Annotated in this window: 21 protein-coding genes; 11 read left to right on the top strand and 10 right to left on the bottom strand. The window is 69.3% G+C overall.

The window, feature by feature from the left end; genetic code table 11:
- Positions 1 to 32 precede the first annotated feature (32 nt).
- The 4 genes from DIE21_RS26190 to cobU are packed head-to-tail and all read right to left on the bottom strand — an operon-like array spanning position 33 to position 3,457.
- Positions 33 to 950 (bottom strand): cobalamin-binding protein, encoded by a 918-nt coding sequence (locus DIE21_RS26190; protein WP_124500419.1) that lies wholly within the window; start codon positions 948 to 950, stop codon positions 33 to 35.
- Positions 947 to 1,966: a threonine-phosphate decarboxylase CobD gene (gene cobD, locus DIE21_RS26195; protein ID WP_124500420.1), complete on the bottom strand. Its 1,020-nt coding sequence runs from the start codon at positions 1,964 to 1,966 to the stop codon at positions 947 to 949. Before cobD ends, DIE21_RS26190 begins: the two co-directional genes overlap by 4 nt.
- Positions 1,959 to 2,903: an adenosylcobinamide-phosphate synthase CbiB gene (cbiB, locus tag DIE21_RS26200; RefSeq protein WP_124500421.1), complete on the bottom strand. Its 945-nt coding sequence runs from the start codon at positions 2,901 to 2,903 to the stop codon at positions 1,959 to 1,961. Before cbiB ends, cobD begins: the two co-directional genes overlap by 8 nt.
- Positions 2,897 to 3,457, bottom strand: a complete 561-nt coding sequence (cobU, locus tag DIE21_RS26205) for a bifunctional adenosylcobinamide kinase/adenosylcobinamide-phosphate guanylyltransferase (RefSeq protein ID WP_124500422.1) — start codon at positions 3,455 to 3,457, stop codon at positions 2,897 to 2,899. The genes cbiB and cobU overlap by 7 nt, the downstream gene beginning before the upstream one ends.
- Before the next feature lie 75 nt (positions 3,458 to 3,532).
- Between cobU and DIE21_RS26210 the strand changes: the two genes are divergently transcribed.
- The 4 genes from DIE21_RS26210 (at position 3,533) to DIE21_RS26220 (ending at position 6,623) form a co-directional block, all read left to right on the top strand.
- On the top strand, positions 3,533 to 5,035 hold the full coding sequence (locus DIE21_RS26210; RefSeq protein ID WP_124500423.1) for a cobyric acid synthase: 1,503 nt from the start codon (positions 3,533 to 3,535) through the stop codon (positions 5,033 to 5,035).
- An 82-nt stretch (positions 5,036 to 5,117) separates the two neighbouring features.
- Positions 5,118 to 5,258, top strand: coding sequence for a hypothetical protein (locus tag DIE21_RS37345; protein ID WP_185640696.1), 141 nt, complete (start codon positions 5,118 to 5,120; stop codon positions 5,256 to 5,258).
- A 164-nt stretch (positions 5,259 to 5,422) separates the two neighbouring features.
- Complete coding sequence (locus DIE21_RS26215; protein ID WP_124500424.1) at positions 5,423 to 5,836, top strand: DoxX family protein; 414 nt, start codon at positions 5,423 to 5,425, stop codon at positions 5,834 to 5,836.
- Between the two features lie 127 nt (positions 5,837 to 5,963).
- On the top strand, positions 5,964 to 6,623 hold the full coding sequence (locus DIE21_RS26220) for a ParA family protein (protein ID WP_124500425.1): 660 nt from the start codon (positions 5,964 to 5,966) through the stop codon (positions 6,621 to 6,623).
- Between the two features lie 190 nt (positions 6,624 to 6,813).
- On the opposite strand, the gene panD is transcribed toward DIE21_RS26220, so the two are convergent.
- The 4 genes from panD to DIE21_RS26240 all read right to left on the bottom strand — a co-directional run bounded on the left by panD (position 6,814) and on the right by DIE21_RS26240 (position 9,406).
- Entirely contained in the window at positions 6,814 to 7,200 is a 387-nt protein-coding gene (gene panD, locus DIE21_RS26225) for an aspartate 1-decarboxylase (protein WP_006754524.1), read from the bottom strand.
- A 41-nt stretch (positions 7,201 to 7,241) separates the two neighbouring features.
- The gene (gene panC, locus DIE21_RS26230) at positions 7,242 to 8,081 is read right to left on the bottom strand and encodes a pantoate--beta-alanine ligase (protein ID WP_124500426.1); all 840 of its coding nucleotides are present in this window, start codon (positions 8,079 to 8,081) and stop codon (positions 7,242 to 7,244) included.
- A gap of 259 nt (positions 8,082 to 8,340) precedes the next feature.
- Entirely contained in the window at positions 8,341 to 9,213 is an 873-nt protein-coding gene (locus DIE21_RS26235) for a ScpA family protein (RefSeq protein ID WP_059450996.1), read from the bottom strand.
- A gap of 4 nt (positions 9,214 to 9,217) precedes the next feature.
- Entirely contained in the window at positions 9,218 to 9,406 is a 189-nt protein-coding gene (locus DIE21_RS26240; RefSeq protein ID WP_124500427.1) for a DUF3460 family protein, read from the bottom strand.
- A 266-nt stretch (positions 9,407 to 9,672) separates the two neighbouring features.
- Here DIE21_RS26240 and DIE21_RS26245 point away from each other — a divergent pair, with 266 nt between their 5' ends.
- Both DIE21_RS26245 and DIE21_RS26250 read left to right on the top strand, forming a co-directional pair.
- Positions 9,673 to 11,499, top strand: coding sequence for an autotransporter assembly complex family protein (locus DIE21_RS26245; RefSeq protein ID WP_124500428.1), 1,827 nt, complete (start codon positions 9,673 to 9,675; stop codon positions 11,497 to 11,499).
- Between the two features lie 28 nt (positions 11,500 to 11,527).
- On the top strand, positions 11,528 to 15,583 hold the full coding sequence (locus DIE21_RS26250; protein WP_124500429.1) for a translocation/assembly module TamB domain-containing protein: 4,056 nt from the start codon (positions 11,528 to 11,530) through the stop codon (positions 15,581 to 15,583).
- Positions 15,584 to 15,719: 136 nt separating this feature from the next.
- Here DIE21_RS26250 and metG read toward each other — a convergent pair whose 3' ends face one another.
- Both metG and DIE21_RS26265 read right to left on the bottom strand, forming a co-directional pair.
- On the bottom strand, positions 15,720 to 17,882 hold the full coding sequence (gene metG / locus DIE21_RS26255) for a methionine--tRNA ligase (protein ID WP_124500430.1): 2,163 nt from the start codon (positions 17,880 to 17,882) through the stop codon (positions 15,720 to 15,722).
- 376 nt (positions 17,883 to 18,258) lie between these two features.
- Positions 18,259 to 18,900, bottom strand: a complete 642-nt coding sequence (locus tag DIE21_RS26265) for an OmpA family protein (RefSeq protein WP_124500431.1) — start codon at positions 18,898 to 18,900, stop codon at positions 18,259 to 18,261.
- A 352-nt stretch (positions 18,901 to 19,252) separates the two neighbouring features.
- Here DIE21_RS26265 and apbC point away from each other — a divergent pair, with 352 nt between their 5' ends.
- From apbC to DIE21_RS26290, 5 genes are all read left to right on the top strand, one after another.
- Positions 19,253 to 20,344 carry an iron-sulfur cluster carrier protein ApbC gene (gene apbC / locus DIE21_RS26270; RefSeq protein WP_124500432.1) on the top strand — a complete coding sequence of 364 codons (1,092 nt, stop codon included), beginning with the start codon at positions 19,253 to 19,255 and terminating at the stop codon, positions 20,342 to 20,344.
- 133 nt (positions 20,345 to 20,477) lie between these two features.
- Positions 20,478 to 21,014 (top strand): superoxide dismutase [Cu-Zn], encoded by a 537-nt coding sequence (gene sodC, locus DIE21_RS26275; protein WP_124500433.1) that lies wholly within the window; start codon positions 20,478 to 20,480, stop codon positions 21,012 to 21,014.
- Positions 21,015 to 21,281: 267 nt separating this feature from the next.
- Positions 21,282 to 21,851 (top strand): dCTP deaminase, encoded by a 570-nt coding sequence (gene dcd / locus DIE21_RS26280; protein WP_006398615.1) that lies wholly within the window; start codon positions 21,282 to 21,284, stop codon positions 21,849 to 21,851.
- Positions 21,852 to 21,932: 81 nt separating this feature from the next.
- Positions 21,933 to 24,212 (top strand): arginine/lysine/ornithine decarboxylase, encoded by a 2,280-nt coding sequence (locus DIE21_RS26285; protein WP_124500434.1) that lies wholly within the window; start codon positions 21,933 to 21,935, stop codon positions 24,210 to 24,212.
- The gene (locus DIE21_RS26290; protein WP_124500435.1) at positions 24,212 to 25,042 is read left to right on the top strand and encodes a lysozyme inhibitor LprI family protein; all 831 of its coding nucleotides are present in this window, start codon (positions 24,212 to 24,214) and stop codon (positions 25,040 to 25,042) included. The genes DIE21_RS26285 and DIE21_RS26290 overlap by 1 nt, the downstream gene beginning before the upstream one ends.
- Positions 25,043 to 25,117: the final 75 nt, after the last annotated feature.

Genomic DNA, 25,117 nt, shown 5'->3' on the forward strand with positions numbered 1-25,117 from the left:
CCCGAAGCGCGGAAGGGCGCCGAAGCCCGGAATCAGCGTGCCGGCCGTCGCGCCCGCGCCGCGTCGAGGTCCTCGCACAGCGCGGCCGCGCCTTGCGCGATCCGCGGCGACGGACGGGTCAGCAGGTCGCCGTCGATCGCGAACAGGTTGTTGCGCGCCACCGCCGTCAGCGCGGGCCATGCACGCCAGCGCGCGAGGCTCGGCAGCGGCGCGTCCGAGCGCGTCGCGCCGGCGCTCGTTGTCACGATCGCTTCCGGATTGGCCGCGAGCACGGCCTCGTCGGTGACGGTCGGCGCAAGCGGCTTCAGCGCGGCGAACACGTTGCGTCCGCCGCATAGAGCGATGACGTCGTTGAACAGATGCGCGCCGTTGAGCGTCGTCAGCGGCCGGTCCCATACCTGGAAGAACATCGCGACGGGCGGGCGCGTCGCGTAACGCGCGCGCAGCGCCGCGATGTCGCGCGCGAACGATGCCGCGGCCGCGTCGGCGACCGGTTCCGTGCCGAGCAGCGTGCCGAGCCGGCGCAGCGACGTCGCCACGTCGTCGAGATGCTTGGGTTCACTGAAGAACAGCGGGATGTGCAGTGCCCGCAGCGCATCGGTCTGCCGTTCGGCATTGCCGTGCCGCCAGACGACGATCAGGTCCGGCTTCAGCGCGGCGATCCGCTCGAGGTCGAGCGCCTTGTTGTCGCCGACGCGCGGCACGGCCTGCGCGGCGGGCGGGTAGTCGCTGTACGTGACGGTGCCGACCAGCTTCGCGCCGCCGCCGGCCGCGTAGACCAGCTCGGTCGCATGCGGTGCGAGACTGATCACGCGTTGCGCGGGCGCGGGCAGCGTGACGGTATTGCCCGCATCGTCGCGGGTCGTGACCTCGGCGTGAGCGAAAGGCGCGTGCGCGAGCGCGACCAGCGTCGCGAGCAACGGCAGCCGGCGGAACAGGCGGACGTTCATGCCGATGCCCGTTGCAGCGTCGGGACGCACTGCGCGAGCGCGTCGGCAACGCGCTGCCATTCGGCTTCGCTGCCCGGCAGGCCGACCCGTACGCTCGACGGTCGAGCGAAGTGCCGCGTCCAGATTCCGCGCGCGGCGAGCGCCGCATGCAATGCGGCGGCGCGCGGGTCGTCGGTCCAGCTGAAGAGCGGTGTCGCGTGCACCGCGAAGCCGTGCGTGCGCAAGAGCGTGGCGAGTCGTGCGCCGTCGGCCGCGAGCCGATCGCGCGCGGCAGCCTGCCATGCGCGATCGGCGAACGCGGCGGCGACCGCATGACGCGCGGGGCCGCTGACGGTCCATGCGCCGAGCGTGTCGCGCAGTGCGGCAATCAGGTCGGGATGCGCGAGCACGAAGCCCGCGCGAATGCCGGCGAGCCCGAAGAACTTGCCGACCGAGCGCAGCACGACGAGACCCGGACGATCGGTGTACTGCGCGAGCGATGGCGTGGCGCCCGTATCCGCGAAGGCCTCGTCGACGATCAGCGTGCCGCCGCGTGCCGACAACTGCGCGTGCCAGTCGAGCAGCCGTTCGGCCGGCACGCATTCGGCGGTCGGATTATTCGGATTCCCGGCGATGACGTGGCGCAGCGTTGCCGGCAGCACGTCAGCGTCGATGTCGAGCGGCACGACGCGATGGCCGTGGCGCGCGAAGGCAGGCGCGTATTCGCCATACGCGAGCGCCGCGACGCCGGCGTCGCCGGTCGGCAGCAGCGCGGGCAACGCGCGGATCGCGGCCTGGCTGCCGGCGACCGGCAGCACGTGCGCGGCATCGGGCGCGTGATAGTAGCCGGCCGCGCACGCGGCGAGCGCGTCGCCGTCGTCGGGCAGCCGGCGCCATGCATCGGCAGGGACCGGCGGCACCGGATAGCCGACCGGGTTGATGCCGGTCGACAGGTCGAGCCAGGCGTCGTGCGGAATGCCGTGGCGGCGCGCGGCTTCGTGCAGGTTGCCGCCGTGCGGGATGCGTGCGTCAGACATGATGGGTAGCGAGGATGAGTGCGCCGCTCGCGACGAGCAGCGCGAGCCACAGCGCGAGCGTGCGCGTGACGAGCGACAGCGCGGCGACGACGTGCACGGCCGTCGCGGGTGCGCCGGTGCCGAGCGCGGGACGGTCTTCGATTTCGCCGTGATAGACGGCCGGGCCGCCGAGCTGCACGTTCAGGCTGCCGGCGCCCGCGGCCATCACGGGGCCCGCGTTCGGGCTGTCCCAGTGGCGCGCCTGCGTGCGCCAGCAGCGCCATGCGGCGGCCGTGTCGCCGAGCAGCGCGTAGCTCGTGGCGGTGAGGCGCGCGGGAATCCAGTTGAGCGCGTCGTCGAGGCGTGCGGCGGCCCAGCCGAAGGTCAGGAAGCGCGGCGTGCGGTAGCCCCACATCGCGTCGAGCGTGTTCGCGAGCCGGAACAGCAGCGCGCCGGGGCCGCCGGCGACGACGAACCAGAAGAGCGCGCCGAAGATCGCATCGTTGCCGTTCTCGAGCGCCGATTCGACGGCCGCGCGCGACAGCGCGCCTTCGTCGGCTTCGCTCGTGTCGCGCGATACGATCCGCGCGGTCAGCGTGCGTGCGGCGTCGAGGTCGTGCCGCAGCAGCGCGGCGGCGATCGGCGCGACGTGGTCGGCAAGGCTCTTCGCGCCGAGTGCGAACCACAGCAGCGCGACGTGCAGCGCGGCCGCGAGCGGCCAGGGCAGCACGGCCGCGAGCCACGCGGCGACGGCCACCGGCGGCACCACCGCGGCGACCCACGCGGCGACGCCGACCGCGCGGCCGCGCCGTCCCGTGTTCAGTGCGCCTTCGATACGTGCGGCGAGCCGGCCGAACGCGACGAGCGGATGCCAGCCGGCCGGTTCGCCGACGATGCGATCGACGAGCGCGGCCGCGACCGCGAGCATCGCGACGACCGGCAGCGACAGCATCAGCATGACGGCGCCCCGGCCTTGAGCTCGAGCGGCAGCCCGGCCACCAGCAGCGTCACGCGCGTCGCGAGCGCGGCGATGCGCTGGTTCAGGCGTCCGAGCTCGTCGACGTAGCGGCGCGTGACCGACCCGAGCGGCACGACGCCGAGCCCGATTTCGTTGCTGACGACGATCACCTGCGCGCGCGCGCCGCGCAACGCGTGCTCGAGCCGCTCGACCTGCGCCGCGTACTGCGCATCGTCGAGCGGTTCGCCCTCGAACGGGCACAGCAGGTTCGTGAGCCACAGCGTCAGGCAGTCGACGAGCAGGCACGCGCGCGGATCGTCGAGCCGCGCGAGCGTGCCGGCGAGGTCGACGCTCGCGTCGGCGAAGCCCCAGTCGGCCGGCCGGCGCGCGCGGTGATGCGCGATGCGCCGTTCGAATTCGGCATCGGCGGCGGTCGCCGTCGCGGTCGCGATATAGGTGACGGGGCGGCCGCTGTCGGCGGCGAGCCGCTCGGCGTGCGCGCTCTTGCCCGAGCGCGCGCCGCCGAGGACGAAGGTGAGGTCGTGCGGAATCATCGCGTGATTGTAACGGCGCGGGCGGCCGCACGCGGGCGATAATGCGGCCTTTGCCTCGCCACGACCTTGCATACGATGAACGCACCCGAACCGCAGCCGCGCGGCACGCTGATGATCCAGGGCACCACGTCCGACGCCGGCAAGAGCACGCTCGTCGCGGGCCTGTGCCGCCTCGCGCGCCGCGCGGGCGCGCGTGTCGCGCCGTTCAAGCCGCAGAACATGGCGCTGAACAGCGCGGTGACGGCCGACGGCGGCGAGATCGGCCGCGCGCAGGCGCTGCAGGCGCTTGCCGCGGGCGTGGCGCCCCATACCGATTTCAACCCGGTGCTGCTGAAGCCGACGAGCGATCGCGGCGCACAGGTGATCATTCACGGCAAGGCGCGCATGAACCTCGATGCGCGTGCGTACCACGACTACAAGCCGGTCGCGTTCGACGCGGTGCTCGAATCGTACGCGCGGCTGCGCGCCGGCTACGACACGGTGCTCGTCGAAGGCGCGGGCAGCCCGGCCGAGATCAACCTGCGCGAAGGCGACATCGCGAACATGGGCTTCGCCGAACGCGTGGACTGCCCGGTCGTGCTCGTGGCCGACATCGACCGAGGCGGCGTGTTCGCGCACCTGGTCGGCACGCTCGCGTGCCTGTCGGACAGCGAGCGCGCGCGCGTGCGCGGCTTCGTCATCAACCGCTTTCGCGGCGACCTCAAGCTGCTCGAGCCGGGCCTCGACTGGCTGCGCGCGCAGACGGGCAAGCCGGTATTCGGCGTGCTGCCGTACCTGCACGGGCTGCTGCTCGACGCCGAGGACATGCTGCCGTCGCAGGCGCGCAGCGCCGCCGCGCGCGGCAGCGGCGGCGTGCTGCGCGTGGTGGTGCCCGCGCTGCCGCGCATCAGCAACCACACCGATTTCGATCCGCTGCGCGCGCATCCGCAGGTCGAATTCACGTACTGGAAGAGCGGCCCGGTGCCGGACGCCGACCTGCTGATCCTGCCCGGCTCGAAGAGCGTGCAGCGCGATCTCGCGTGGCTGCGCGACGCGGGCTGGGATGCGGTGATCCGCCGGCACCTGCGCTATGGCGGCAAGGTGATCGGCATCTGCGGCGGGATGCAGATGCTCGGCCGCACGCTGGACGATCCGTTCGGCCTCGAGGGCGCGCCCGGCAGCGTGCCGGGGCTCGGGCTGCTCGACTTCGACACGACGCTGCAGCCGGACAAGACGCTGAGGAACGTGACCGGGCATCTCGCACTGCCCGGCGCGGCCGCCGTGCACGGCTACGAGATCCACATGGGCGACACGCGCGGGCCCGCGCTCGTGGCGCCCGCGCTGGAACTGGCGGCGGGCGACGCACCGGGCGGCGCGGGCACGGACGGCGCGGTGTCGGCCGACGGGCAGATCCTCGCGACCTACGTGCACGGGCTGTTCGACGCGCCCGACGCCTGCGCGGCCCTGCTCGCGTGGGCGGGGCTCGACGGCGCGGAACGCATCGACTATCCGGCGCTGCGCGAGGCGTCGCTGGAGCGGCTGGCCGATTCGTTCGCCGCGCATCTCGACCTGCGCGCGCTCTACGCCGAGTTCCGCTGACGCGCGGCGCGGCCGGTCTGGCATTTTGCGGCGGATCGCGTACAACTCAGGTGGGCGGAGGTCCGCCCGAAGGAGCGCGACGATGAAGGCTCGATGGTGGTTGAGCGTGCTGCTCGCGGTGCTGCTGGGCGCGTCGGCGGCCGCGCACGCGTGCGACTCGTACGCACCGGGCGGCGGCCCGGCCGGCTCGGGCGACGCCGCACAAGGCAAGAGCGGCGGCTGAGGTTCGTATCGGGTACGGGTATCGGGGCATGATCGGTCATGCCCCTTTTTTACGACCCGATTCGTTCTTGTTGGGAATCAGTTAAAGCCTGTTCGCGTGTTTATTGGCCGAATCGATTCGAATAGAGTGCGGTCCATTCTCATCCACTCACGAAGGAATTCGCCATGAACCCCCATCGCCTGAACGATCTCGGCGCGACGCTGCTGCGCGTCGCACTCGGCGTGCTGTACCTCGCGCACGTCGCGCAGAAGGTGTTCGTCTTCACGCTGCCCGGCACCGCCCAGTTCTTCGCGTCGATCGGCCTGCCCGGCTGGCTCGCGTACCTGACGGCCTTCGTCGAACTGGCCGGCGGCCTCGCGCTGCTCACGGGCTTCCGCGTGCGCATCGCCGCGCTCGTGCTGCTGCCGTTCATGCTCGGCGCAGTGTCCGCGCATCTGCCGAACGGCTGGGGCTTCGCGTCGCCGCACGGCGGCTGGGAATATCCGGCGTTCTGGGCCGTCACGCTGGCCGTGCAGGCGCTGCTGGGCGGCGGCGCATTCGCAATCGGCGCACCGCGCGCCGCGACGCGAACCGCATGAACGGGGGCGGGCATCGGCGCAACCCGTTCCGGTGACACCCCGTTTGCCGATATCATCGCTCCCTGTATCCGCAATCGAGCGGCGCCTGCCACGCGGCACGCGCCGCGCGGCCTTTCCGGGGGAATTCATGACGGTCATCGTGGTGGCGAATCCGAAGGGCGGCGTGGGGAAGAGCACGCTGTCCACCAATCTTGCCGGCTACTTCGCGGCGCAGGGCGCATGGGTCGCGCTCGCCGATCTCGACCGGCAGCAGTCCGCGCATGCGTGGCTCGACCTGCGGCCGGCCGGGCTGCCGGCGATCGAGGCGTGGGATCTCGATCCGGACGCGCCGACGAAGCCGCCGCGCGGTCTCGAATATGCGGTGATCGACACGCCGGCCGGCCTGCACGGCAACCGGCTCAACGTCGCGCTGCAGCTCGCCGACAAGGTGATCGTGCCGCTGCAGCCGTCGATGTTCGATATCCTCGCGACCCAGCAGTTTCTGGAACGTCTCGCCGGCGAGAAAGCCGTGCGCAAGGGCAACGTCGAGGTCGGGATCGTCGGGATGCGGGTCGATGCGCGCACGCGCTCGTCCGACCAGCTGCATCGTTTCGTCGAAGGGCTCGGGCTGCCGGTGCTCGGCTACGTGCGCGACACGCAGAACTACGTGCAGATCGCCGCGCACGGCCTGACGCTGTGGGACGTCGCGAAGAGCCGCGTCGACAAGGATCTCGAACAGTGGCGACCGATCGTCGAATGGGCCGAGCGTCGCGCGCCGAAAGCGGAGAAGGTCGCCAAGGCGTCCTGACCCGCGTTGGCCGAACCGGGCCAAGCCGGGCACGGTCGTGCAAGGCAGGGTGAATAACAAAGGGCCTGGTCCGGCATCGCGCCGGATCAGGCCCTTTGTTTTTATACGGCTGCGCGATGCCGGCCGTCACGACGCGCGGGGCGCCGCGACAGCGACCCGGCGTGTCGAGACACGCCGGCGGGCGGCCGCGTCAGGTCCAGTTCTGCGTCGGCACGTGATCGCGGTGGCCCTTGATCTTGTTGCCTTCGTCGATGAACACGAGCTTAGGCTTCCAGCCGGCCTGCAGCTCGGCTTCGTCGACCATCGCGAATGCCGCGATGATCACGAGGTCGCCGAGTTGCGCGCGGCGCGCGGCCGAGCCGTTCAGCGAGATCATCCCGCTGCCGCGCTCGCCCTTGATCGCGTACGTCGAGAAGCGCTCGCCGTTGTTGATGTTCCAGATGTCGATCCGTTCGTTTTCGACGAGATTCGCCGCTTCGAGCAGGTCTTCGTCGATCGCGCACGAGCCTTCGTAATGCAGCTCGCAGTGCGTGACGGCCGCGCGGTGGATCTTCGATTTGAGCATATGACGCTGCATGGTATCTCCGTGATGCGTGTGAGGCGAGGGCGGGCAGCCCGTCAGATTTCCAGGTTGTCGATCAGGCGCGTCGCGCCGAGCTTCGCGGCCGCGAGCACGACGAGCGGCTCGCCGGCTTCGAGTTCGGCGGCGCTCGGCGCGATCAGGTTCGCGCGGCGGCGGATCGAGATGTAGTCGGGCGTCCAACCGCGCTCGGCCAGGTGCGTGCACGCGTGCTGCTCGAGCTTGCCGAGGTCGCGTTCGCCGCCGAGCACGCTGTCGCGCACGCGCTGCAGCGTTTTCGCGAGTTCGGGCGCTTCCTTGCGCTCGTCGGTCGTCAGGTAGCGGTTGCGCGACGACAGCGCGAGGCCGTCCTCGTCGCGCACGGTCTCGGCCGCGATGATCTCGACCGGCAGCGCGAGCTGCTGGCACATCCGGCGCACGATCATCAGCTGCTGGTAATCCTTCTTGCCGAACACCGCGACGCGCGGCTGCACGCAGGACATCAGCTTCGCGACGACCGTGCACACGCCGGCGAAGAAGCCGGGGCGGAATTCGCCCTCGAGAATTCCGCCGAGGTCGTCGGGCGGCAGCACGCGGTACTCCTGCGGCTCCGGATACATGTCGCGCTCGGTCGGCGCGAACAGCACGTAGACGTTTTCCTTCTGCAGCTTCTCGATATCGTCCTGCAGCGTGCGCGGATATTTGTCGAAATCCTCGTTCGGGCCGAATTGCAGCCGGTTGACGAAGATGCTCGCCACGACCGGGTCGCCGTGCTGGCGCGCGAGGCGCATCAGCGACAGGTGACCTTCGTGCAGGTTGCCCATCGTCGGCACGAACGCCGTGCGGTTCTGTCCGCGCAGTTGGTCGCGCAGTTCCTGGATCGAGCTGATGACTTTCATGATCGGGTAGCGGGTTCCTCGCGCATGCGCGCGTTGGCGCCGCAGCAGCGGCGTCGGGGTCGAAGCGGAGAACGCCGGCGCGCGGGCGGCGCATCGGGCGTCGGCGGATTGTAGAGGATTTGGCCGCCGGACGCATCGAAAAAAGAACGATCGTTCACTTTTTAATCCGGCGTGCCGCTGGCGAGCCGCGCGGGCGCGCCCGGCGGCGGAATGCGGTGTGTCGCGGTGTGCGGGAGGGACGCGGGCGCGGCGGCGCGCGTTATGCGGGCAGGTAAGCGAGGCGTACGTAGATCGGCGCGAACGGTTCGGCCTGCGTGATCTCGACGAGCGATTCGCGGGCGAGTTCGAGCATCGCGATGAAGTTCACGACGACGACCGGCACGCCGCGCGACGTGTCGAACAGGTCGGCGAATTCCATGAAGCGCGCGTTTTGCAGCCGGCGCAGGATCAGGCTCATGTGTTCGCGCACCGACAGCTCCTCGCGGGAGATCTTGTGGTGCTGGACGAGCTTCGCGCGCTTGAGCACGTCGGCCCACGCGGCGCGCAGGTCGTCCGAGTTCACGTCGGGGAAGCGCGGCGTGATGCTCTGCTCGATGTAGACCTCGGCGCGCAGGAAGTCGCGGCCGAGCTGCGGCAGCTGGTCGAGGCGTTGCGCGGCGAGTTTCATCTGCTCGTATTCGAGCAGGCGGCGCACGAGTTCCGCGCGCGGATCCTCGGCTTCCTCGCCGGTATCGGCCTTCTTGACCGGCAGCAGCATCCGCGACTTGATCTCGATCAGCATCGCGGCCATCAGCAGGTATTCGGCGGCCAGCTCGAGGTTCGACGTGCGGATCTGGTCGACATAACCGAGATATTGCGCGGTGACCTGCGCCATCGGGATGTCGAGCACGTTGAAGTTCTGCTTGCGGATCAGGTACAGCAGCAGGTCGAGCGGGCCTTCGAACGTCTCGAGGAACACCTCGAGCGCATCGGGCGGGATGTAGAGGTCCTGCGGCAGCTTGAAGAGCGGCTCGCCGTACAGGCGTGCGAACGCCGCGACACCGTCTACCGTGTCGGGCGTCGAATCGGCGCCCGCGGGCGCGGCGATCGCGTCGTCCTGCCGGGCGGCGCTGGCCTCGTCGGCGGCGCTCACGTCGTCAGAAATTCTGGTAGTAGACGTAGGACGTTTGCTTCACGCGCGATTCCTGCTGCTCGGTGCGCTCGTCGAGGTCGATCGGCTGCTTGTCCCACAGCAGGGAGCGGCCCTTGCGCTGCTCTTCCTCGAGCGTCGGCTTCTGTTGCTTGAGCTGGTTCAGGAATTGCGTGACGTCGGACTGATACGGCATGGCTTGGCTTTCCGTTTCGGGCGGCGCACGGTGCGCCGGATTCTCGATGGCGGGATTTTACCGCATCGCGGGGAACAGCCGGCGGCAATCACGCGTCGAATCCGCTGGCCGGGGCACATCCGGCGCCAGAGCGGGTGCCGGCAGGCGGTGCGCCGCGGTCATGTCCGCCCGCGCGCGGTTTACAAACATTAAGCTTCGCGGCCGGCGCCCTGTGGTCAAATACAGGGTTTTCCACGGAACCAAGACAACCGAGGGCGAGGTCATATTTGGCGGGTCAGGCGAACCAGCAAGCACATCCGGCGCATGAGGCCAATCCGCGCGCGGCCCGTGACCCCGGTGATCGCGCACGACGCGGCGCCGGTGCCGCGGCCCGGACCGCCCTCGCGGGCTGTCTCGCCGCGTGCGTCGTGTTGCCGGCCTACGCGAAGTACGACGTCTCCATCGACGCGCCGAGCTCGATCCGCAAGCTCCTCAAGGCCCATCTCGACATCGCGCGCTTCGCGAAGCGCGACGACATCAGCGACGACCAGTTCGACTTCCTCGTGACCGCCACGCCGCAGCAGGTGCGCGACCTGACCGCGACGGCCGGCTATTTCTCGCCGGTCGTGCGCACCGACGTGCGCACGCGCGACGGCAAGCGCGACGTGCGCGTCGCCGTCGATCCGGGGCCGCAGACCGTCGTGTCGACGGTCGACCTGACGTTCAAGGGCCCGGTCGACACCGAGGATCCGAAGCAGGAGGCCGCGACCCGCTTCGCGTTCTCGCTGAAGCCGGGCGACCCGTTCACGCAGTCCGACTGGGACGGCGCGAAGGGGGCGGCGCTCAAGCAATTGCAGTCGCGCCGCTACCTGGGCGCGAAGATCGTGTCGTCGGAGGCGCGCATCGATCCGCGCACGCAGCGCGCGACGCTGGCCGTCGCGTTCGACAGCGGCCCGACGTTTACGATCGGCAAGGTCGACGTCGACGGCGTGCGCCGCTATCCGGAGAAGATCGTCACGAACGTCAATCCGCTGTCCGAAGGCGAGATCTACGACGCGCGGCGGATCACCGAGCTGCAGCGGCAACTGCAGAACACGCCGTACTACGCGAGCGTCGCGATCGACGTCGGCGACGATACGGCCAAGCCCGAGCGCACGCCCGTGCACGTGAAGGTCAGCGAGTTCCCGTACAACAACATTCGCGGCGGTGTCGGCTACGCGACCGATACGGGCCCGCACGTGCAGGGCTCGTACACGTACCTCGACACCTTCGGCGCAGCGTGGCCGCTCACCGTGTCGGGCCGGCTCGACCAGATCCAGCAGTACGGCCAGGTCCAGTTGTCGATGCCGCCCGGCCAGAAAGGGTGGACCAACAGCGTGCTCGCGTCGTACACGAACACCAACGTGTCGGACACGCGCATCTACAGCGCGCGGGTCGGCGTGCAGCGCACGCGCACGGGCCAGTTCATCGACTACGCGTACTCGCTGATGTTCTACCAGGACCGGCTCGACCAGAACAGCGCCGGCCCGACCACGAGCCGCGCGCTCGTGCCGCAGTGGGCATGGACGCGCCGCAATGTCGACGATCCGCTGTTCCCGCGTTCGGGCAACCTGATCCATGCGGAGGCCGGCTTCGCCATCAAGGGCGTGCTGACCGACCAGACCTTCATCCGCGGCTACGCGCGCGGCCAGCAGTACGTGCCGGTCGGCAAGCGCGACCTGTTCGTGTTCCGCGCGGAGCTCGGCGGCGTGTTCACGAGCGGCAGCTCGACCGGCGTGCCGGCATCGCTGCTGTTCCGCGCGGGCGGCTCGAACTCCGTGCGCGGCTACGGTTACCAGAGCATCGGCAACAGCGTCGGCGGCTCCGTGCTGCCGACCAAATACCTGATGACGGGCACCGCCGAATACCAGCACTGGTTCAACCGCGACTGGGGCGCCGCAACCTTCTTCGACATCGGCACCGCGACCGATGCGTGGGGCGAGAAGGTGTTCTATCCGGGCGTGGGCATCGGCGCGCGCTGGCGCAGCCCCGTCGGCCCGATCAACGTCGACGTCGCGTACGGGCTGCGCAACCACAGCGTGCGCCCGTACCTGACGCTCGGCATCGCTTTCTGACCTTATTGCACGATCCACGACGAATCGCATGACGAAGGACCCGAACGACACGCCGCCGCCTCACGATCCGGACTCGCCCGAGCGCGCGCCCGACGCGCCGCCGCGCGCGCCGCGCCGCGCTCGGGCGGGCCGGGTCGTCGCGTGGACGCTCGCGACGGTCGTGCTGCTCGTCGTGCTGGCGGCCGGGCTCGTGCTGGCCGCCGCGACGACCGAGCGCGGCACGCGGCTCGCGTGGCAGGCGGCCGTGCGCGTGCTGGGCGGCCGGCTGACGGGCACGCTGGAGGGCGGCGCGCTCGCGACCGGCGTGCGGCTGCGCGGCTTCGCGTGGACGAGCCCCGGCGGCGCCGGCACCGAGGTGCGGATCGACCGGCTCGACGGCCGCTGGGCGCTGACCCGTGCTCCGTGGCGGCTGTCGGTCGCGTACCTGCGCGCGGGCACGATCGACGTGCGGATCGCGCCGGGGCCGTCGACGCCGGCCACGACGCCGCAGGACCTGAGCCTGCCGCTGCAGTTGCGGATCGACGACCTGCGCGTCGATCACCTGGCGATCCACGAAGGCGGCTCGACGACGCAGCTCGACCATCTCGCGCTGAACGGCCGCAGCGACGGACGTCACCATGAACTCGCGCTCGACGGCGTCGACACGCCGTACGGCGCGCTGACCGCGCGCGCGAAGCTCGACGGCGTGAAGCCGTTCGCGCTGACGGGCAATGCGACCTACGTGGGCAAGCTCGCCGACGAACCGGTCAACGCGAGCGCGAACGTATCGGGTTCGCTCGAAGCGCTCGTCGCCGACGTCGCCGCGAGCGGGATGAAGCTGAACGGGCGCGCGCACGTCGAGGCCGCGCCGTTCGGCGCGGTGCCGCTCACGCGCGCGTCGCTCGCGTTCGATCACGTGAACCCGCAGGCGATTTCGCCGGGCGCGCCGGCCGCCGATCTCGCGGTGCGCGCGGAGCTGGCCCCCGTGAGCGCGCCGGCCGGCGCCGCACCGGCGCAGGGATTCGCGGTGACGGGCCCGGTGTCGATCGTCAACGCGAAGCCCGGCACGCTCGGCGAGCACCTGCTGCCGGTCGTCGACGCGCATGCGACCGTCAATCTCGACGCGCACGCGCAGCGGATCGACGGCCTCGCGCTGAAACTGATCCGCGACGGCAGCGTGACCGGCAGCGGCACGCTGACGGGCGGCAAGGGCCGCTTCGACCTGAAGGTCGCGAATCTCGACCTCAATGCATTCGTCGCCGAGCTGCGGCCGATGCGCCTCGGCGGCCCCCTCGGCGTGACGCTCGCCGGCGACGTGACGACCGTCGACTTCAACCTGAACGATCCGAAGCTCGCGCTCGGCGCCCGCGCGAAGGTCGCGCTGACGGCGCAGCAGACGGTGCTGACCGATGCGCGCGTGACGGCGGGCAAGGGCCGCATCGACCTGACCGGCGTGTTCCGTCACGACGCGCATTCGAGCTACGACGCGAAGGCGACGCTGACCGCGTTCGATCCGTTGCTGCTCGCCGCGCTGAACGCGCCGAGCGCGGGCAGCGGCAAGCCGGCTGCCAAGGCGGCGAAGGCAGCGGCCAAGGCGCCGGCCAGGCGCGGCGAGACGCGCGTGTCGGGCACGCTGACGGCCTCCGGCGCGTTCGCGCCGCAGGTGTCGACGAAGGCGACCTTCAAGCTCGGCGACAGCCTGTACGACGGCGTGCCGCTGACCGGCGCCGGCGTCGTGCAGCTCGCCGGCTCGCGGATCCTGCCGAGCAACGCGACCCTGTCGATCGCGGGCAACCACGTCGACCTGCGCGGCAGTTTCGGCGCGCCTGGCGACCGGCTGCGCTTCGTGATCGACGCGCCGGAGCTCGATCGGCTCGGTTTCGGCATGCAGGGCCTCGTGCAGGCGCAGGGCGACCTGACCGGCAGCTTCGCGCATCCGAACGTGACGGCCACCTACAAGGCGCAGCACGTCGTGGTCGGCTCGAACCGGATCGGCGCCGCGCAGGGCCGCGCCGACATTCGCGACGGCGCGCATGGCGCGCTCGTGTTCACGGTCGATGCGACCGACGTCGCGCTCGGCTCGCTGCAGTTGAAATCGCTGCGCGCGAATCTCGACGGCACGCGCGCGAAGCACACGCTCGACGCGTCGGCGATCGGGACGGCCGGCGGCCGCGTGGTCGACCTGACGCTCGCGGCGAACGGCGGCGTGGTCGAAAACCGCGACGGGATGCGCTGGGACGGCACGATCACGCGTCTCGCGAACCGCGGCACGCCGGCGGTGGCGCTGCGCTCGCCGCTCACGGTGTCGGCCGGTGCCGGCCGCGTGACGCTCGGCGCGACGCGGCTCACGCTCGAAGGCGCGGCGATCGACCTGAAGTCGTTCGTGTTCGATCACGGCCAGATGCGCTCGGCGGGCTCCGTGCGCGACGCATCGGTCGCGCGTTTCCTCGAGATCCGCCAGGAGCTGACCGGCCAGCGGCCGCCGATTCGCACCGACGTCGTGCTCGATGCCGACTGGGACTTCTCGCTTGGCGCGAACGCGACCGGCTACGTGCAGGTGAAACGGCGCGGCGGCGACGTGACGATCGAGTCCGGGCGCGGCATCGCGTCGCTCGGGCTGACCGACCTGTCCGCGCGCGCGAGCTTCGCGCCGGGCAACCGGCTCAACGTGGTGGCGCTCGCGAAGGCGAACCGGATCGGCACGCTCGACGCGAACGTCACCGTGCCGTTTGCACTGCGCGACGGCGTGTTCGGCATCGTGGACGACGGCCCGCTGTCGGGCCGTATCGACGCGGACATCCCGTCGCTGAAGGCGACCGGCAACCTGTTCGGTCCGAGCTACCTGCTCGGCGGGCGCGCGGCGCTGAAGCTGACGGTCGCGGGCACGCCGGTGAAGCCGAACGTGTCGGGGATGCTGACGGGCGACGAGCTGTCCGCGACGCTCGTCGACCAGGGCGTGCAGCTGAAGGACGGCATCGTGCGCGTGAAGCTCGCGGAGAACCTCGTCGAATTCCAGCAGGTCGAGTTCCACGGCGGCGACGGCACGCTGCGCGCGCTTGGCCGCGTGCGCCTCGACGGCGAGGCGCCGGACCTGACCGCGAGCATCGTCGCGGACAAGCTCGAGCTGTTCGCGGCGCCGGACCGCAAGCTGTCGCTGTCGGGCAAGGCGACCGTCGCGAACGACGGGCCGCGCGGCGCGCTGTCGATCGACGGCAAGTTCGTCGTCGACCGCGCGCTGTTCGACCTGCCGGAGGACGCGGCGCCGCACTTGTCCGACGATGTCGTCGTGGTGCGGCCGGACGGGACGGTGCGCGGCGAGACGCCGACCGGCACGACCGTCGCGAAGCCGCAGAAGGCGACCGACAAGCCGGCGCCGTCGCTCGCGCCGCGCGCGAACATCGACATCGGCCTCGGCAACAACTTCCGCTTCAAGGGCCACGGCGCGGATCTCGGCCTGCGCGGCACGATCACCGTGATGAGCGCGCCGGGCGTGCCGCTGCGCGCGGTCGGCAACGTGCGCGTGACGGAGGGATCGACGTATACGTCGTTCGGCCGCAAGCTCGCGGTCGAGAACGGCTTCTTCACGTTCAACGGCCCGGTGTCGAATCCGGGCATCAATATCCTCGCGATGCGGCGCAACCAGGAGGTCGAGGCCGGCGTGCAGGTCGTCGGCACGATCCAGTCGCCGACGGTCAAGCTCGTGTCCGAGCCGAACGTCACCGACAACGAGAAGCTGTCGTGGCTGCTGTTCGGGCACGGCACCGACCAGGGCAACAACGTCGGCCAGCAGAACGCGATGACCGCCGCGCTCGCGCTGCTCGGCAGCGCGACCGGCAAGCGCGTCGCGCAGAGCATCGGTCTCGACGAATTTTCGATCGGCCGCAGCGACGTCGGCCTGACCGATCCGCAGGTCGTGCAGATCTCGAAGGCGATCAACGAGCGTTTCGTGCTCGGCTACGAGCAAGGGCTGCAATCGGCGAGCAACGCGTTCAAGGCGACGATCAACCTGACGCGCTTCTGGTCGGTGTCCGCGTATGGCGGCACGTTCCAGGGCGTCGACCTGAACTACACGCGGCGCTTCGATCGGTGGTTCGGGCAGCGGTGATGGCGGCGCGTACCGCGCGCGCATCGGGATCGTTGCCGCGGCCCGCCTGTCCGGTCGCGCGTCCCATGGCACGAACGTAAAAAAGCCCCGCACGCATCGTGCGGGGCCTTCCTGCGCGGGCGGCGGTGTGTGCCGCTTACTTCACGCGCATGCCGGGCTTCGCGCCGCTGTGCGGCTCGAGGATGTAGAGGCCCGGCTCGGCCTTCTCGTCGGCAGCCGACGCGGCGAGCACCATCCCTTCGGACAGCCCGAACTTCATCTTGCGCGGCGCGAGGTTCGCGACCATCACCGTCAGCTTGCCGACCAGCTGCTCGGGCTGATAGGCCGACTTGATGCCCGAGAACACGTTGCGGGTCTTTTCCTCGCCGATGTCGAGCGTGAGCTGCAGCAGCTTGTCCGAACCTTCGACGGCCTGGCACGCGACGATCTTCGCGATGCGCAGGTCGATCTTCGCGAAATCGTCGATCGAGATCGGGCCGTCGTCGGCGCCGTTCGCGGCAGCGACCTTTGCGTTCGCCTTGGCGTTCTTCGCGTCCTTTGCGGCATTGGCCGCGGTCGCCCCGGCGGCTGCGGCGCCGGCGGCGTCGGCCTGCAGCGAATCGCGGTTCGCGGCGAGCAGCGCGTCGACCTGCTTCGGATCGACACGCGTCATCAGGTGCTGGTACGCCTTGATCGGCTGCGCCGACGACAGCGGCTTCGCGGCATCGGCCCACGCGAGCGGCGCGATCCCGAAGAAGGCCTCGACGGCTTCGGCTACGCGCGGCATCACCGGCTTCAGCGCGAGCGACAGCAGGCGGAACGCCTCGAGGCTCACGCTGCAGGTTTCGTGCAGCGCGACCGCGTTGGCAGGATCCTTCGCGAGTTCCCACGGCTTCGCGCCGTCGACGTACGCGTTCACTTCGTCAGCGAGTTCCATCGTCTGGCGCAGCGCGCGGCTGTATTCGCGCGCTTCGTAGTGCGCGGCGATCGCGGGGATCGCATCGCGCAGCTTCGTGACGAGCGGATGGTTCATCGCGCTGTCCTGCACGCGGCCGTCGAAACGCTTGATCAGGAAGCCGGCCGCGCGGCTCGCGATGTTCACGTACTTGCCGACGAGGTCGCTGTTCACGCGCGCCTGGAAGTCGTCGAGGTTCAGGTCGATGTCTTCCATCGTCGCGTTCAGCTTCGCGGCGAAGTAGTAACGCAGCCATTCGGGGTTCAGGCCCGTGTCGATGTAGCTTTGCGCGGTGATGAACGTGCCGCGCGACTTCGACATCTTCGCGCCGTCGACCGTCAGGAAGCCGTGCGCGAACACGTTGGTCGGCGTGCGATGGCCCGAGAACTCGAGCATCGCCGGCCAGAACAGCGTGTGGAAGTACAGGATGTCCTTGCCGATGAAGTGGTACTGCTCGGCGGTCGAGCCCGCGCGGATCCACGCGTCGAAGTCGATGCCCTTGCGGTCGCACAGGTTCTTGAAGCTTGCGTAGTAGCCGACCGGCGCGTCGAGCCACACGTAGAAGTACTTGCCGGGCGCGCCCGGGATCTCGAAGCCGAAGTACGGCGCGTCGCGCGAGATGTCCCAGTCGGCGAGCCTGGCTTCACCGGCGTCGCCGAGCCATTCGCGCATCTTGTTGGTGGCTTCGGGCTGTGCGAGGCCGCTGACCCATTTGCGCAGGAACGACTCGCAGCGCGGGTCGGACAGGCGGAAGAAGTAGTGCTTGGACGTCTTGCGCACCGGCGTCGCGCCCGACACCACCGAATACGGGTTCAGCAATTCGGTCGGCAGGTAGGTCGAGCCGCACACTTCGCAGTTGTCGCCGTACTGGTCCTTCGCGTGGCACTTCGGGCACTCGCCCTTGATGAAGCGGTCCGGCAGGAACATTTCCTTGACCGGGTCGTACGCCTGCTCGATCTCGCGCTCGGCGATCAGGTCGTTTTCCTTCAGCGCGAGGTAGATGTTCTCGCTCAGCACGCGGTTCTCGTCCGAGTCGGTCGAGTAGAAATTGTCGAACGACACGCCGAAGCTGTCGAAGTCGCGCTTGTGCTCGGTCCACACGCGGTCGATCAGCTGCTTCGGCGTGAGGCCTTCCTTCTCCGCGCGCAGCATGACCGGCGTGCCGTGCGTGTCGTCGGCGCCGATGTAGTAGACCTCGTGGCCGTGCATTCGCAGCGTCCGCACCCAGATGTCGGTCTGGATGTACTCGACCAGGTGGCCGATGTGGATCTGGCCGTTGGCATAGGGCAGTGCGGACGTAACGAGGATCTGGCGGCTGCCTTGCGGCGCCGCGGCCTGCACGGAAGTGAGGTCGGATGCGGACATAGGGTCTGTAGAAGAACGGCGGAAACGACGGAAACTGCGATTCTAGCAGGGGCGCGGGCCGGCCAGTCGGGGCGGGCGCCATGGATCGGGCGCCGGAACGGGCGGGGCCGTCGGGGCGGCATGCCAGGCGACGTCATGCTGCAATGCAGCACAATTTTCGCGGGCAAAAAAAACCGGGGCGGATACGGCCCCGGAGCAACAACGACAAGAGGAGAATGGTGACGCGCCGGCAGCGCCAGCCGCGTACCGTAAAGAGAGACCACGGCCCGCGGCAGAAGTTCGAAAAATTTTTCGATTTGTTACCGGTCCCGCCGCAAGCCTTGTGCGGCGGGGCCGTGCGCCCGGCGCGCGCCCCCGTTCCCTGTCGATGCGATGCTTACTGTTGCGCCGCGCGCAGGTAGATCTCGACGCGGCGGTTCTGTGCGCGGCCGGCTTCGGTCGCGTTGTCCGCGATCGGGTTCGACGGGCCCATGCCCTGTGCCGACAGGCGGCCGCCGGCGACGCCGCGCTGCGCGAGCGCGTTCACGACGCTCTGCGCACGGTTCTGCGACAGCGTCTGGTTCAGCTGCGCCGAGCCGGTGCTGTCCGTGTAGCCGACGACCGAGGCCGTCACTTGCGGGTTCTGGTTCAGCGTCGTCGCCAGGTCGTTCAGCAGCGGCGTGAAGGCCGGCGTGATCGTGTACTGGTTCGTCGCGAACGTGACCGAGCTCGGCACGTTCAGCTTCAGCGAGCCGTCCGGCTGCTCGGTCACTTGCGTACCCGTCTTCGCTGCCGACGGCGCGAGCTTGTTCTTGATCGCTTGCCAGTTGTAGCCCGTCACGCCGCCCACCAGGGCGCCGACGCCCGCGCCGATCGCCGCGCCCTTGCCGCCACCGGCCAGTGCGCCGATACCCGCGCCCAGCGCCGCACCCGCGCCGGTGCCGACGGCCGTGTTGCTGCCTTGCTGCGTGGCGCAGCCTGCCAGCAAGGCGCCGGCCAATGCGAAGACGGACAAGCGGGTCGCGATTTTCATGTTCATCTTGGATTCCTCTCTTGGTTGAACGAGTCGACAACGACGACAAACAACAGTTACGGCTCCCTGCACGGGCGCCCGAAAAAGGAGGGCAGGCCCGTGCTCGCGGCAGCCGCCGAGGCGGCCGCATGCCCCGTTCGCCAGCGTGGCTGTTCCGGACAGGGTGACGCGTCAGCCTCTACAATATAGGCGGATGGTGGCCCATTTGGCCCCATAGCATGCCGCACGCGAAGATTGCGCCGCCGCGCGCGTTCGCGCAATGGCGTGCAACAGATTCTTTCACTTTTCCCGATTTTCGCTGCGTAATTTGATATTTTTTGACGTTTGCGCGAGAGAAAAACGTTTTCACGGAGTTTCGATGAGCATTGACCGGGCACAAGTCGACGCCGCGCTGGCGGCTGTCGTCGACCCCAACACCGGCCGTCCGTACGCGGCGAACAAGGGCGTGCGCAACGTCGCGATCGACGGCGACGCCGTGGTGGTCGACGTGGTGCTCGGCTATCCCGCGCGCAGCCAGCACGACGACGTGCGCGCGCGCATCGCCGATGCGCTGAAGGCCGTGCCGGGCGTGCGCGATGCACGTGTCACCGTGTCGCAGGAGATCGTCGCGCACACGGTGCAGCGCGGCGTGAAGCTGCTGCCGAACGTGAAGAACATTGTCGCGGTCGCGTCGGGCAAGGGCGGCGTCGGCAAGAGCACGACGGCCGTCAACCTCGCGCTCGCGCTCGCCGCGGAAGGCGCGTCGGTCGGCATTCTCGACGCCGACATCTACGGCCCGTCGCTGCCGACCATGCTCGGCATTCACGGCCAGCGCCCCGAGTCGCCGGACAACCAGTCGATGAACCCGCTGGTCGGCCACGGGCTGCAGGCGAACTCGATCGGCTTCCTGATCGAGGAAGACAACCCGATGGTGTGGCGCGGTCCGATGGCGACGTCGGCGCTCGAGCAGTTGCTGCGGCAGACCAACTGGCGCGAGCTCGACTACCTGATCGTCGACATGCCGCCGGGCACGGGCGACATCCAGCTCACGCTCGCGCAGCGCGTGCCGGTGACCGGCGCCGTGATCGTGACGACGCCGCAGGACATCGCGCTGCTCGACGCGAAGAAGGGCCTGAAGATGTTCGAGAAGGTCGGGATTCCGATCCTCGGCATCGTCGAGAACATGAGCATTCACATCTGCTCGAACTGCGGCCACGAGGAGCACATCTTCGGCGCGGGCGGTGCCGAGCGGATGGCGCAGGACTACGGCGTGAACGTGCTCGGCAGCCTGCCGCTCGACATCGCGATCCGCGAGCGCGCCGACGGCGGCACGCCGACGGTCGCGGCCGATCCGGAGGGCGCACTGGCGCGGCGTTACCGCGACATCGCGCGCGGGGTCGCGCTGGCGATCGCCGAGCGCGCGCGCGACATGACGTCGAAGTTCCCGTCGATCGTTGTTCAAAATACGTAAAACCCTTGCGGGGCGGGGCCTCACGCTGTTTACGGCGTCGCGAGGCGCGGTATCATGGCGACTTTTCCCGGGTCCCTTTACCCGCCCGGCATGGCCGCCGTGTCAAACGGCCGCCAGCCGGCATGAGGATCGAATGAACCAACGACATCACGGCGTGCGCGCCGGCCGCGCGCGGCGCGCGCTGCTGGCCGCCGCCGCGCTGGGCCTGCTGGCCGGCTGTACCTCCTTTTCCTCGTCGCACGAAAAGCGCGCCGACGCGCAACTGCAGCCGACCGTCGGCTCGCAGGCACGCGGCGCGGTGACGTTCGTCGAACGTCCCGACGGCGTCCAGGTCACGTACAACCTGGTCGGCTTGCCGCCGAACAGCGATCACGCGCTGCAGGTGCACGAGCGCGGCGACTGCAACGCGGGTGACGGCTCGAGCGCCGGCCAGGTGTTCGCGCCGGCCGCCGACCGGCTGCGCGCGGGCGCGCGCGTCGCCGGCGATCTCGGCAACATCCATGCGGATGCGAACGGCGTCGCGGCCGGATTCATCGTCGCGCCCGATCTGGCCCTCGACGGCGTGCGCTCCGCGCTGAACCGTTCGGCGCTGGTGCATCGCGACCCGAGTGATCCCGCGTTTCCGCAGCATGGCGCGGGGCCCGCGCTCGCCTGCGGCGTGATCCGTTGACGGCCGCCGCGTGCGTAGGCCGATGATCGCGTAAAATGTGCGCCTTTCCGGGTTGCCGCCTCGCGCGAGCGGCCCTCACCGACTGTCACGCAGCGTTTCCAGGCGCCCCGATATGAAACGACCCCAACGCTCACTTCGTTCGCTGTCCCCCGACGGGACGGCCAGCCGCCCACGGCCGGCTTTGCAAAGCCGGCCGGCTGCGCAGGCGCAGAGCGATGCTCTGCGAATTCCCTGCTACGCCCTTGGGACGGCCCGGCGGAGGCTGGCATGAGCATCAAGTCCGACAAGTGGATTCGGCGCATGGCCGAAGAGCACAAGATGATCGAGCCGTTCGTGCCCGATCAGGTTCGCGCGTCCGAGGACGGCCGCCGGATCGTCAGCTACGGCACGTCGAGCTACGGCTACGACATCCGCTGCGCGGACGAATTCAAGATCTTCACGAACATCAACTCGACGATCGTCGATCCGAAGAACTTCGACGAGGGTTCGTTTGTCGATTTCAAGGGCGACGTGTGCATCATCCCGCCGAACTCGTTCGCGCTGGCACGCACCGTCGAATATTTCCGCATCCCGCGCACCGTGCTGACGGTCTGCCTCGGCAAGTCGACGTACGCGCGCTGCGGGATCATCGTCAACGTGACGCCGTTCGAACCCGAGTGGGAAGGCTACGTCACGCTGGAATTCTCGAATACCACGCCGCTGCCCGCGAAGATCTACGCGAACGAAGGTGTCGCGCAGGTGCTGTTCTTCGAAAGCGACGAAGTGTGCGATGTGTCGTACGCCGATCGCGGCGGCAAGTATCAGGGTCAGCGCGGTGTCACGCTGCCGAAAACCTGATCTGGTTGCATAACGTCTCACCGGTTTCCGGGTGACCGCTGCGCGTGACGCGCCGCGGTCGTTCTTTTTGGAGAATCGCCCATGAAGTTTCGTTTCCCCGTCGTCATCATCGACGAAGATTTCCGCTCCGAGAACATCTCGGGCTCCGGCATCCGGGCGTTGGCCGAAGCGATCGAGAAGGAGGGCGTCGAAGTCCTCGGCCTCACGAGCTACGGCGATCTGACGTCGTTCGCGCAGCAATCGAGCCGCGCGTCGTGCTTCATCCTGTCGATCGACGACGACGAACTCATGCTCGGCGAGACGGGCCCGGACGGCGAGCTGCCCGAGCTGGCGACCGCGATCATCGAGCTGCGCGCGTTCGTCACCGAAGTGCGCCGCCGCAACGCGGACATCCCGATCTTCCTGTACGGCGAGACGCGCACGTCGCGCCATCTGCCGAACGACATCCTGCGCGAACTGCACGGCTTCATCCACATGTTCGAGGACACGCCGGAGTTCGTCGCGCGCCACATCATCCGCGAGGCGAAGGTCTATCTCGACTCGCTCGCGCCGCCGTTCTTCAAGGAGCTGGTGAAGTACGCGGACGAAGGCTCGTACTCGTGGCACTGCCCGGGCCACTCGGGCGGCGTCGCGTTCCTGAAGAACCCGCTCGGCCAGATGTTCCACCAGTTCTTCGGCGAGAACATGCTGCGCGCGGACGTCTGCAACGCGGTCGACGAACTCGGCCAGCTGCTCGACCACACGGGCCCGGTCGCGGCGTCCGAGCGCAATGCCGCGCGCATCTTCAGCGCGGACCACCTGTTCTTCGTGACCAACGGCACGTCGACGTCGAACAAGATCGTCTGGCACGCGACGGTCGCACCGGGCGACATCGTGCTGGTCGACCGCAACTGCCACAAGTCGATCCTGCACGCGATCACGATGACGGGCGCGATCCCGGTGTTCCTCACGCCGACGCGCAACCACTTCGGCATCATCGGGCCGATCCCGCGCGACGAATTCAAGCCGGAGAACATCCGCAAGAAGATCGAGGCGAATCCGTTCGCGCGCGAGGCGATGCGCCAGAACCCGGAGATGAAGCCGCGCATCCTGACGATCACGCAGAGCACGTACGACGGCGTCGTCTACAACGTCGAGATGATCAAGGACCTGCTCGGCGACCTGCTCGACACGCTGCACTTCGACGAAGCATGGCTGCCGCACGCGACGTTCCACGACTTCTACCGCGACATGCACGCGATCGGCGACGGCCGCCCGCGCACGGGCGCGCTCGTGTTCGCGACGCACTCGACGCACAAGCTGCTCGCGGGCATTTCGCAGGCCTCGCAGATCGTCGTGCAGGATTCCGAGAACCGCACGTTCGACAAGCACCGCTTCAACGAGGCGTACCTGATGCACACGTCGACGAGCCCGCAGTACGCGATCATCGCGTCGTGCGACGTCGCGGCCGCGATGATGGAGCCGCCGGGCGGCACCGCGCTCGTCGAGGAGTCGATCGCCGAGGCGATCGACTTCCGCCGCGCGATGCGCAAGGTCGACGCCGAGTACGGCGACGACTGGTTCTTCAGCGTGTGGGGCCCGGACGACTTGTCGGAAGAAGGCATCGGTTCGCGCGAGGACTGGATGCTGAAGCCGAACGACCACTGGCACGGCTTCGGCCCGCTGGCGGAAGGCTTCAACATGCTCGACCCGATCAAGGCGACGATCATCACGCCGGGGCTCGACGTCGACGGCGAGTTCGGCGAGACGGGCATTCCGGCCGCGATCGTCACGAAGTACCTGGCCGAGCACGGGATCATCGTCGAGAAGACCGGCCTGTACTCGTTCTTCATCATGTTCACGATCGGCATCACGAAGGGCCGCTGGAACTCGATGGTGACCGAGCTGCAGCAGTTCAAGGACGACTACGACAACAACCAGCCGCTGTGGCGCGTGCTGCCGGAGTTCGTCGCGCAGCATCCACGCTACGAGCGCGTCGGCCTGCGCGACCTGTGCACGCAGATCCACGACGTGTACCGTGCGAACGACATCGCGCGCCTGACGACGGAGATGTACCTGTCGGACATGGAGCCGGCGATGAAGCCGTCGGACGCGTTCGCGAAGCTCGCGCACCGCAAGATCGACCGCGTGCCGCTCGACGAGCTCGAAGGCCGCGTGACGAGCATCCTGCTGACGCCGTACCCGCCGGGCATTCCGCTGCTGATCCCGGGCGAGCGCTTCAACAAGACGATCGTGAACTACCTACGGTTCGCGCGCGACTTCAACGAGCGCTTCCCGGGCTTCCACACCGACATCCACGGCCTCGTCGCGGAAGAGGTGAACGGCCGCGTCGAGTACTTCGTCGACTGCGTGCGCGACTGATGGCGACCCACGGACGAATCCGGACGATGCGCGCGGCGCTGGCCGCGCTCGTCGCCTGGGCGGCGTGGTCGGCCGGGCCGGCGGGGCTGAATGCCGCGCATGCGGAAGTGGCCGCGGCCGACCCGATCGACGTCGCGATGCGGCAGTGTCTCGCGCGGCGCGACCGGTCGTCGACGGCCGGCCAGATCCAGTGCATGGGGGAGGCGCAGCAGCAGTGGCAGGCCGTGATGGACGGCGCGTATCAGCGCCTGTCGGACGATGCGCCGGCCGACGCGAAGCGCGGCTGGCAGGACAGCCAGCGCCACTGGGTCACGTGGCGCAAGGATGAAGTGCAGTTGCTGAAGGCCGTGTACGACACGACGCGCGGCACCGCGTATACGATGGCGAGCGCCGACATGCAGCTGCAGCCGGTGCGCGATCGCGCGCTCGCGCTGCGCGCGGCGGCCGACCGTTATGCGCCGCCGCCTGCCGCCGTGCCGGTGGCAGCCGCGAGCGATGCGCAGGGCGGTGCGGGCGTGGCGCCGGGCGCTGCCGTGACGGCCGCCGGCAAGCCGGCGAACGCGTCGCGCGATCCGGCGATCCGCCGTGTGCGGCCGTGCGAGCAGGATGCCGCGTGCGAGCACGCGCTGTTCGACTTGAACCGCTATTACCAGAAGCTGCGTCGCAAGATGCCCGCGCATTCGGCCGCGACGCTCGTGCGCGCGCAACGCGCGTGGGTGGCGTTCCGCGATGCGACGGCGCCGCTCGTCGGCGAGGACGGACGCGTCGATCTGATCGGTGCGCGCATCGCGACGATGAAGCGGCTGTCGGAGACGGCCGGCAACAAGTAAGGATCGCCGCGACGCCGGCGTTCCGGCGCGGCAACGCGAAACGGGCACCGACGGTGCCCGTTTGCTTTTGGCGTG

It is taken from the genome of Burkholderia sp. Bp9140, from assembly GCF_003853425.1.
In the GTDB taxonomy this organism is placed as follows: Bacteria; Pseudomonadota; Gammaproteobacteria; order Burkholderiales; family Burkholderiaceae; genus Burkholderia.

Coding starts and splice junctions, on each gene's coding strand:
- DIE21_RS26190 (WP_124500419.1), bottom strand. CDS start 950: ATGAACGTCCGCCTGTTCCGCCGGCTGCCGTTGCTCGCGACGCTGGTC.
- cobD (WP_124500420.1), bottom strand. CDS start 1,966: ATGTCTGACGCACGCATCCCGCACGGCGGCAACCTGCACGAAGCCGCG.
- cbiB (WP_124500421.1), bottom strand. CDS start 2,903: ATGCTGATGCTGTCGCTGCCGGTCGTCGCGATGCTCGCGGTCGCGGCC.
- cobU (WP_124500422.1), bottom strand. CDS start 3,457: ATGATTCCGCACGACCTCACCTTCGTCCTCGGCGGCGCGCGCTCGGGC.
- DIE21_RS26210 (WP_124500423.1), top strand. CDS start 3,533: ATGAACGCACCCGAACCGCAGCCGCGCGGCACGCTGATGATCCAGGGC.
- DIE21_RS37345 (WP_185640696.1), top strand. CDS start 5,118: ATGAAGGCTCGATGGTGGTTGAGCGTGCTGCTCGCGGTGCTGCTGGGC.
- DIE21_RS26215 (WP_124500424.1), top strand. CDS start 5,423: ATGAACCCCCATCGCCTGAACGATCTCGGCGCGACGCTGCTGCGCGTC.
- DIE21_RS26220 (WP_124500425.1), top strand. CDS start 5,964: ATGACGGTCATCGTGGTGGCGAATCCGAAGGGCGGCGTGGGGAAGAGC.
- panD (WP_006754524.1), bottom strand. CDS start 7,200: ATGCAGCGTCATATGCTCAAATCGAAGATCCACCGCGCGGCCGTCACG.
- panC (WP_124500426.1), bottom strand. CDS start 8,081: ATGAAAGTCATCAGCTCGATCCAGGAACTGCGCGACCAACTGCGCGGA.
- DIE21_RS26240 (WP_124500427.1), bottom strand. CDS start 9,406: ATGCCGTATCAGTCCGACGTCACGCAATTCCTGAACCAGCTCAAGCAA.
- DIE21_RS26250 (WP_124500429.1), top strand. CDS start 11,528: ATGACGAAGGACCCGAACGACACGCCGCCGCCTCACGATCCGGACTCG.
- metG (WP_124500430.1), bottom strand. CDS start 17,882: ATGTCCGCATCCGACCTCACTTCCGTGCAGGCCGCGGCGCCGCAAGGC.
- DIE21_RS26265 (WP_124500431.1), bottom strand. CDS start 18,900: ATGAACATGAAAATCGCGACCCGCTTGTCCGTCTTCGCATTGGCCGGC.
- apbC (WP_124500432.1), top strand. CDS start 19,253: ATGAGCATTGACCGGGCACAAGTCGACGCCGCGCTGGCGGCTGTCGTC.
- sodC (WP_124500433.1), top strand. CDS start 20,478: ATGAACCAACGACATCACGGCGTGCGCGCCGGCCGCGCGCGGCGCGCG.
- dcd (WP_006398615.1), top strand. CDS start 21,282: ATGAGCATCAAGTCCGACAAGTGGATTCGGCGCATGGCCGAAGAGCAC.
- DIE21_RS26285 (WP_124500434.1), top strand. CDS start 21,933: ATGAAGTTTCGTTTCCCCGTCGTCATCATCGACGAAGATTTCCGCTCC.
- DIE21_RS26290 (WP_124500435.1), top strand. CDS start 24,212: ATGGCGACCCACGGACGAATCCGGACGATGCGCGCGGCGCTGGCCGCG.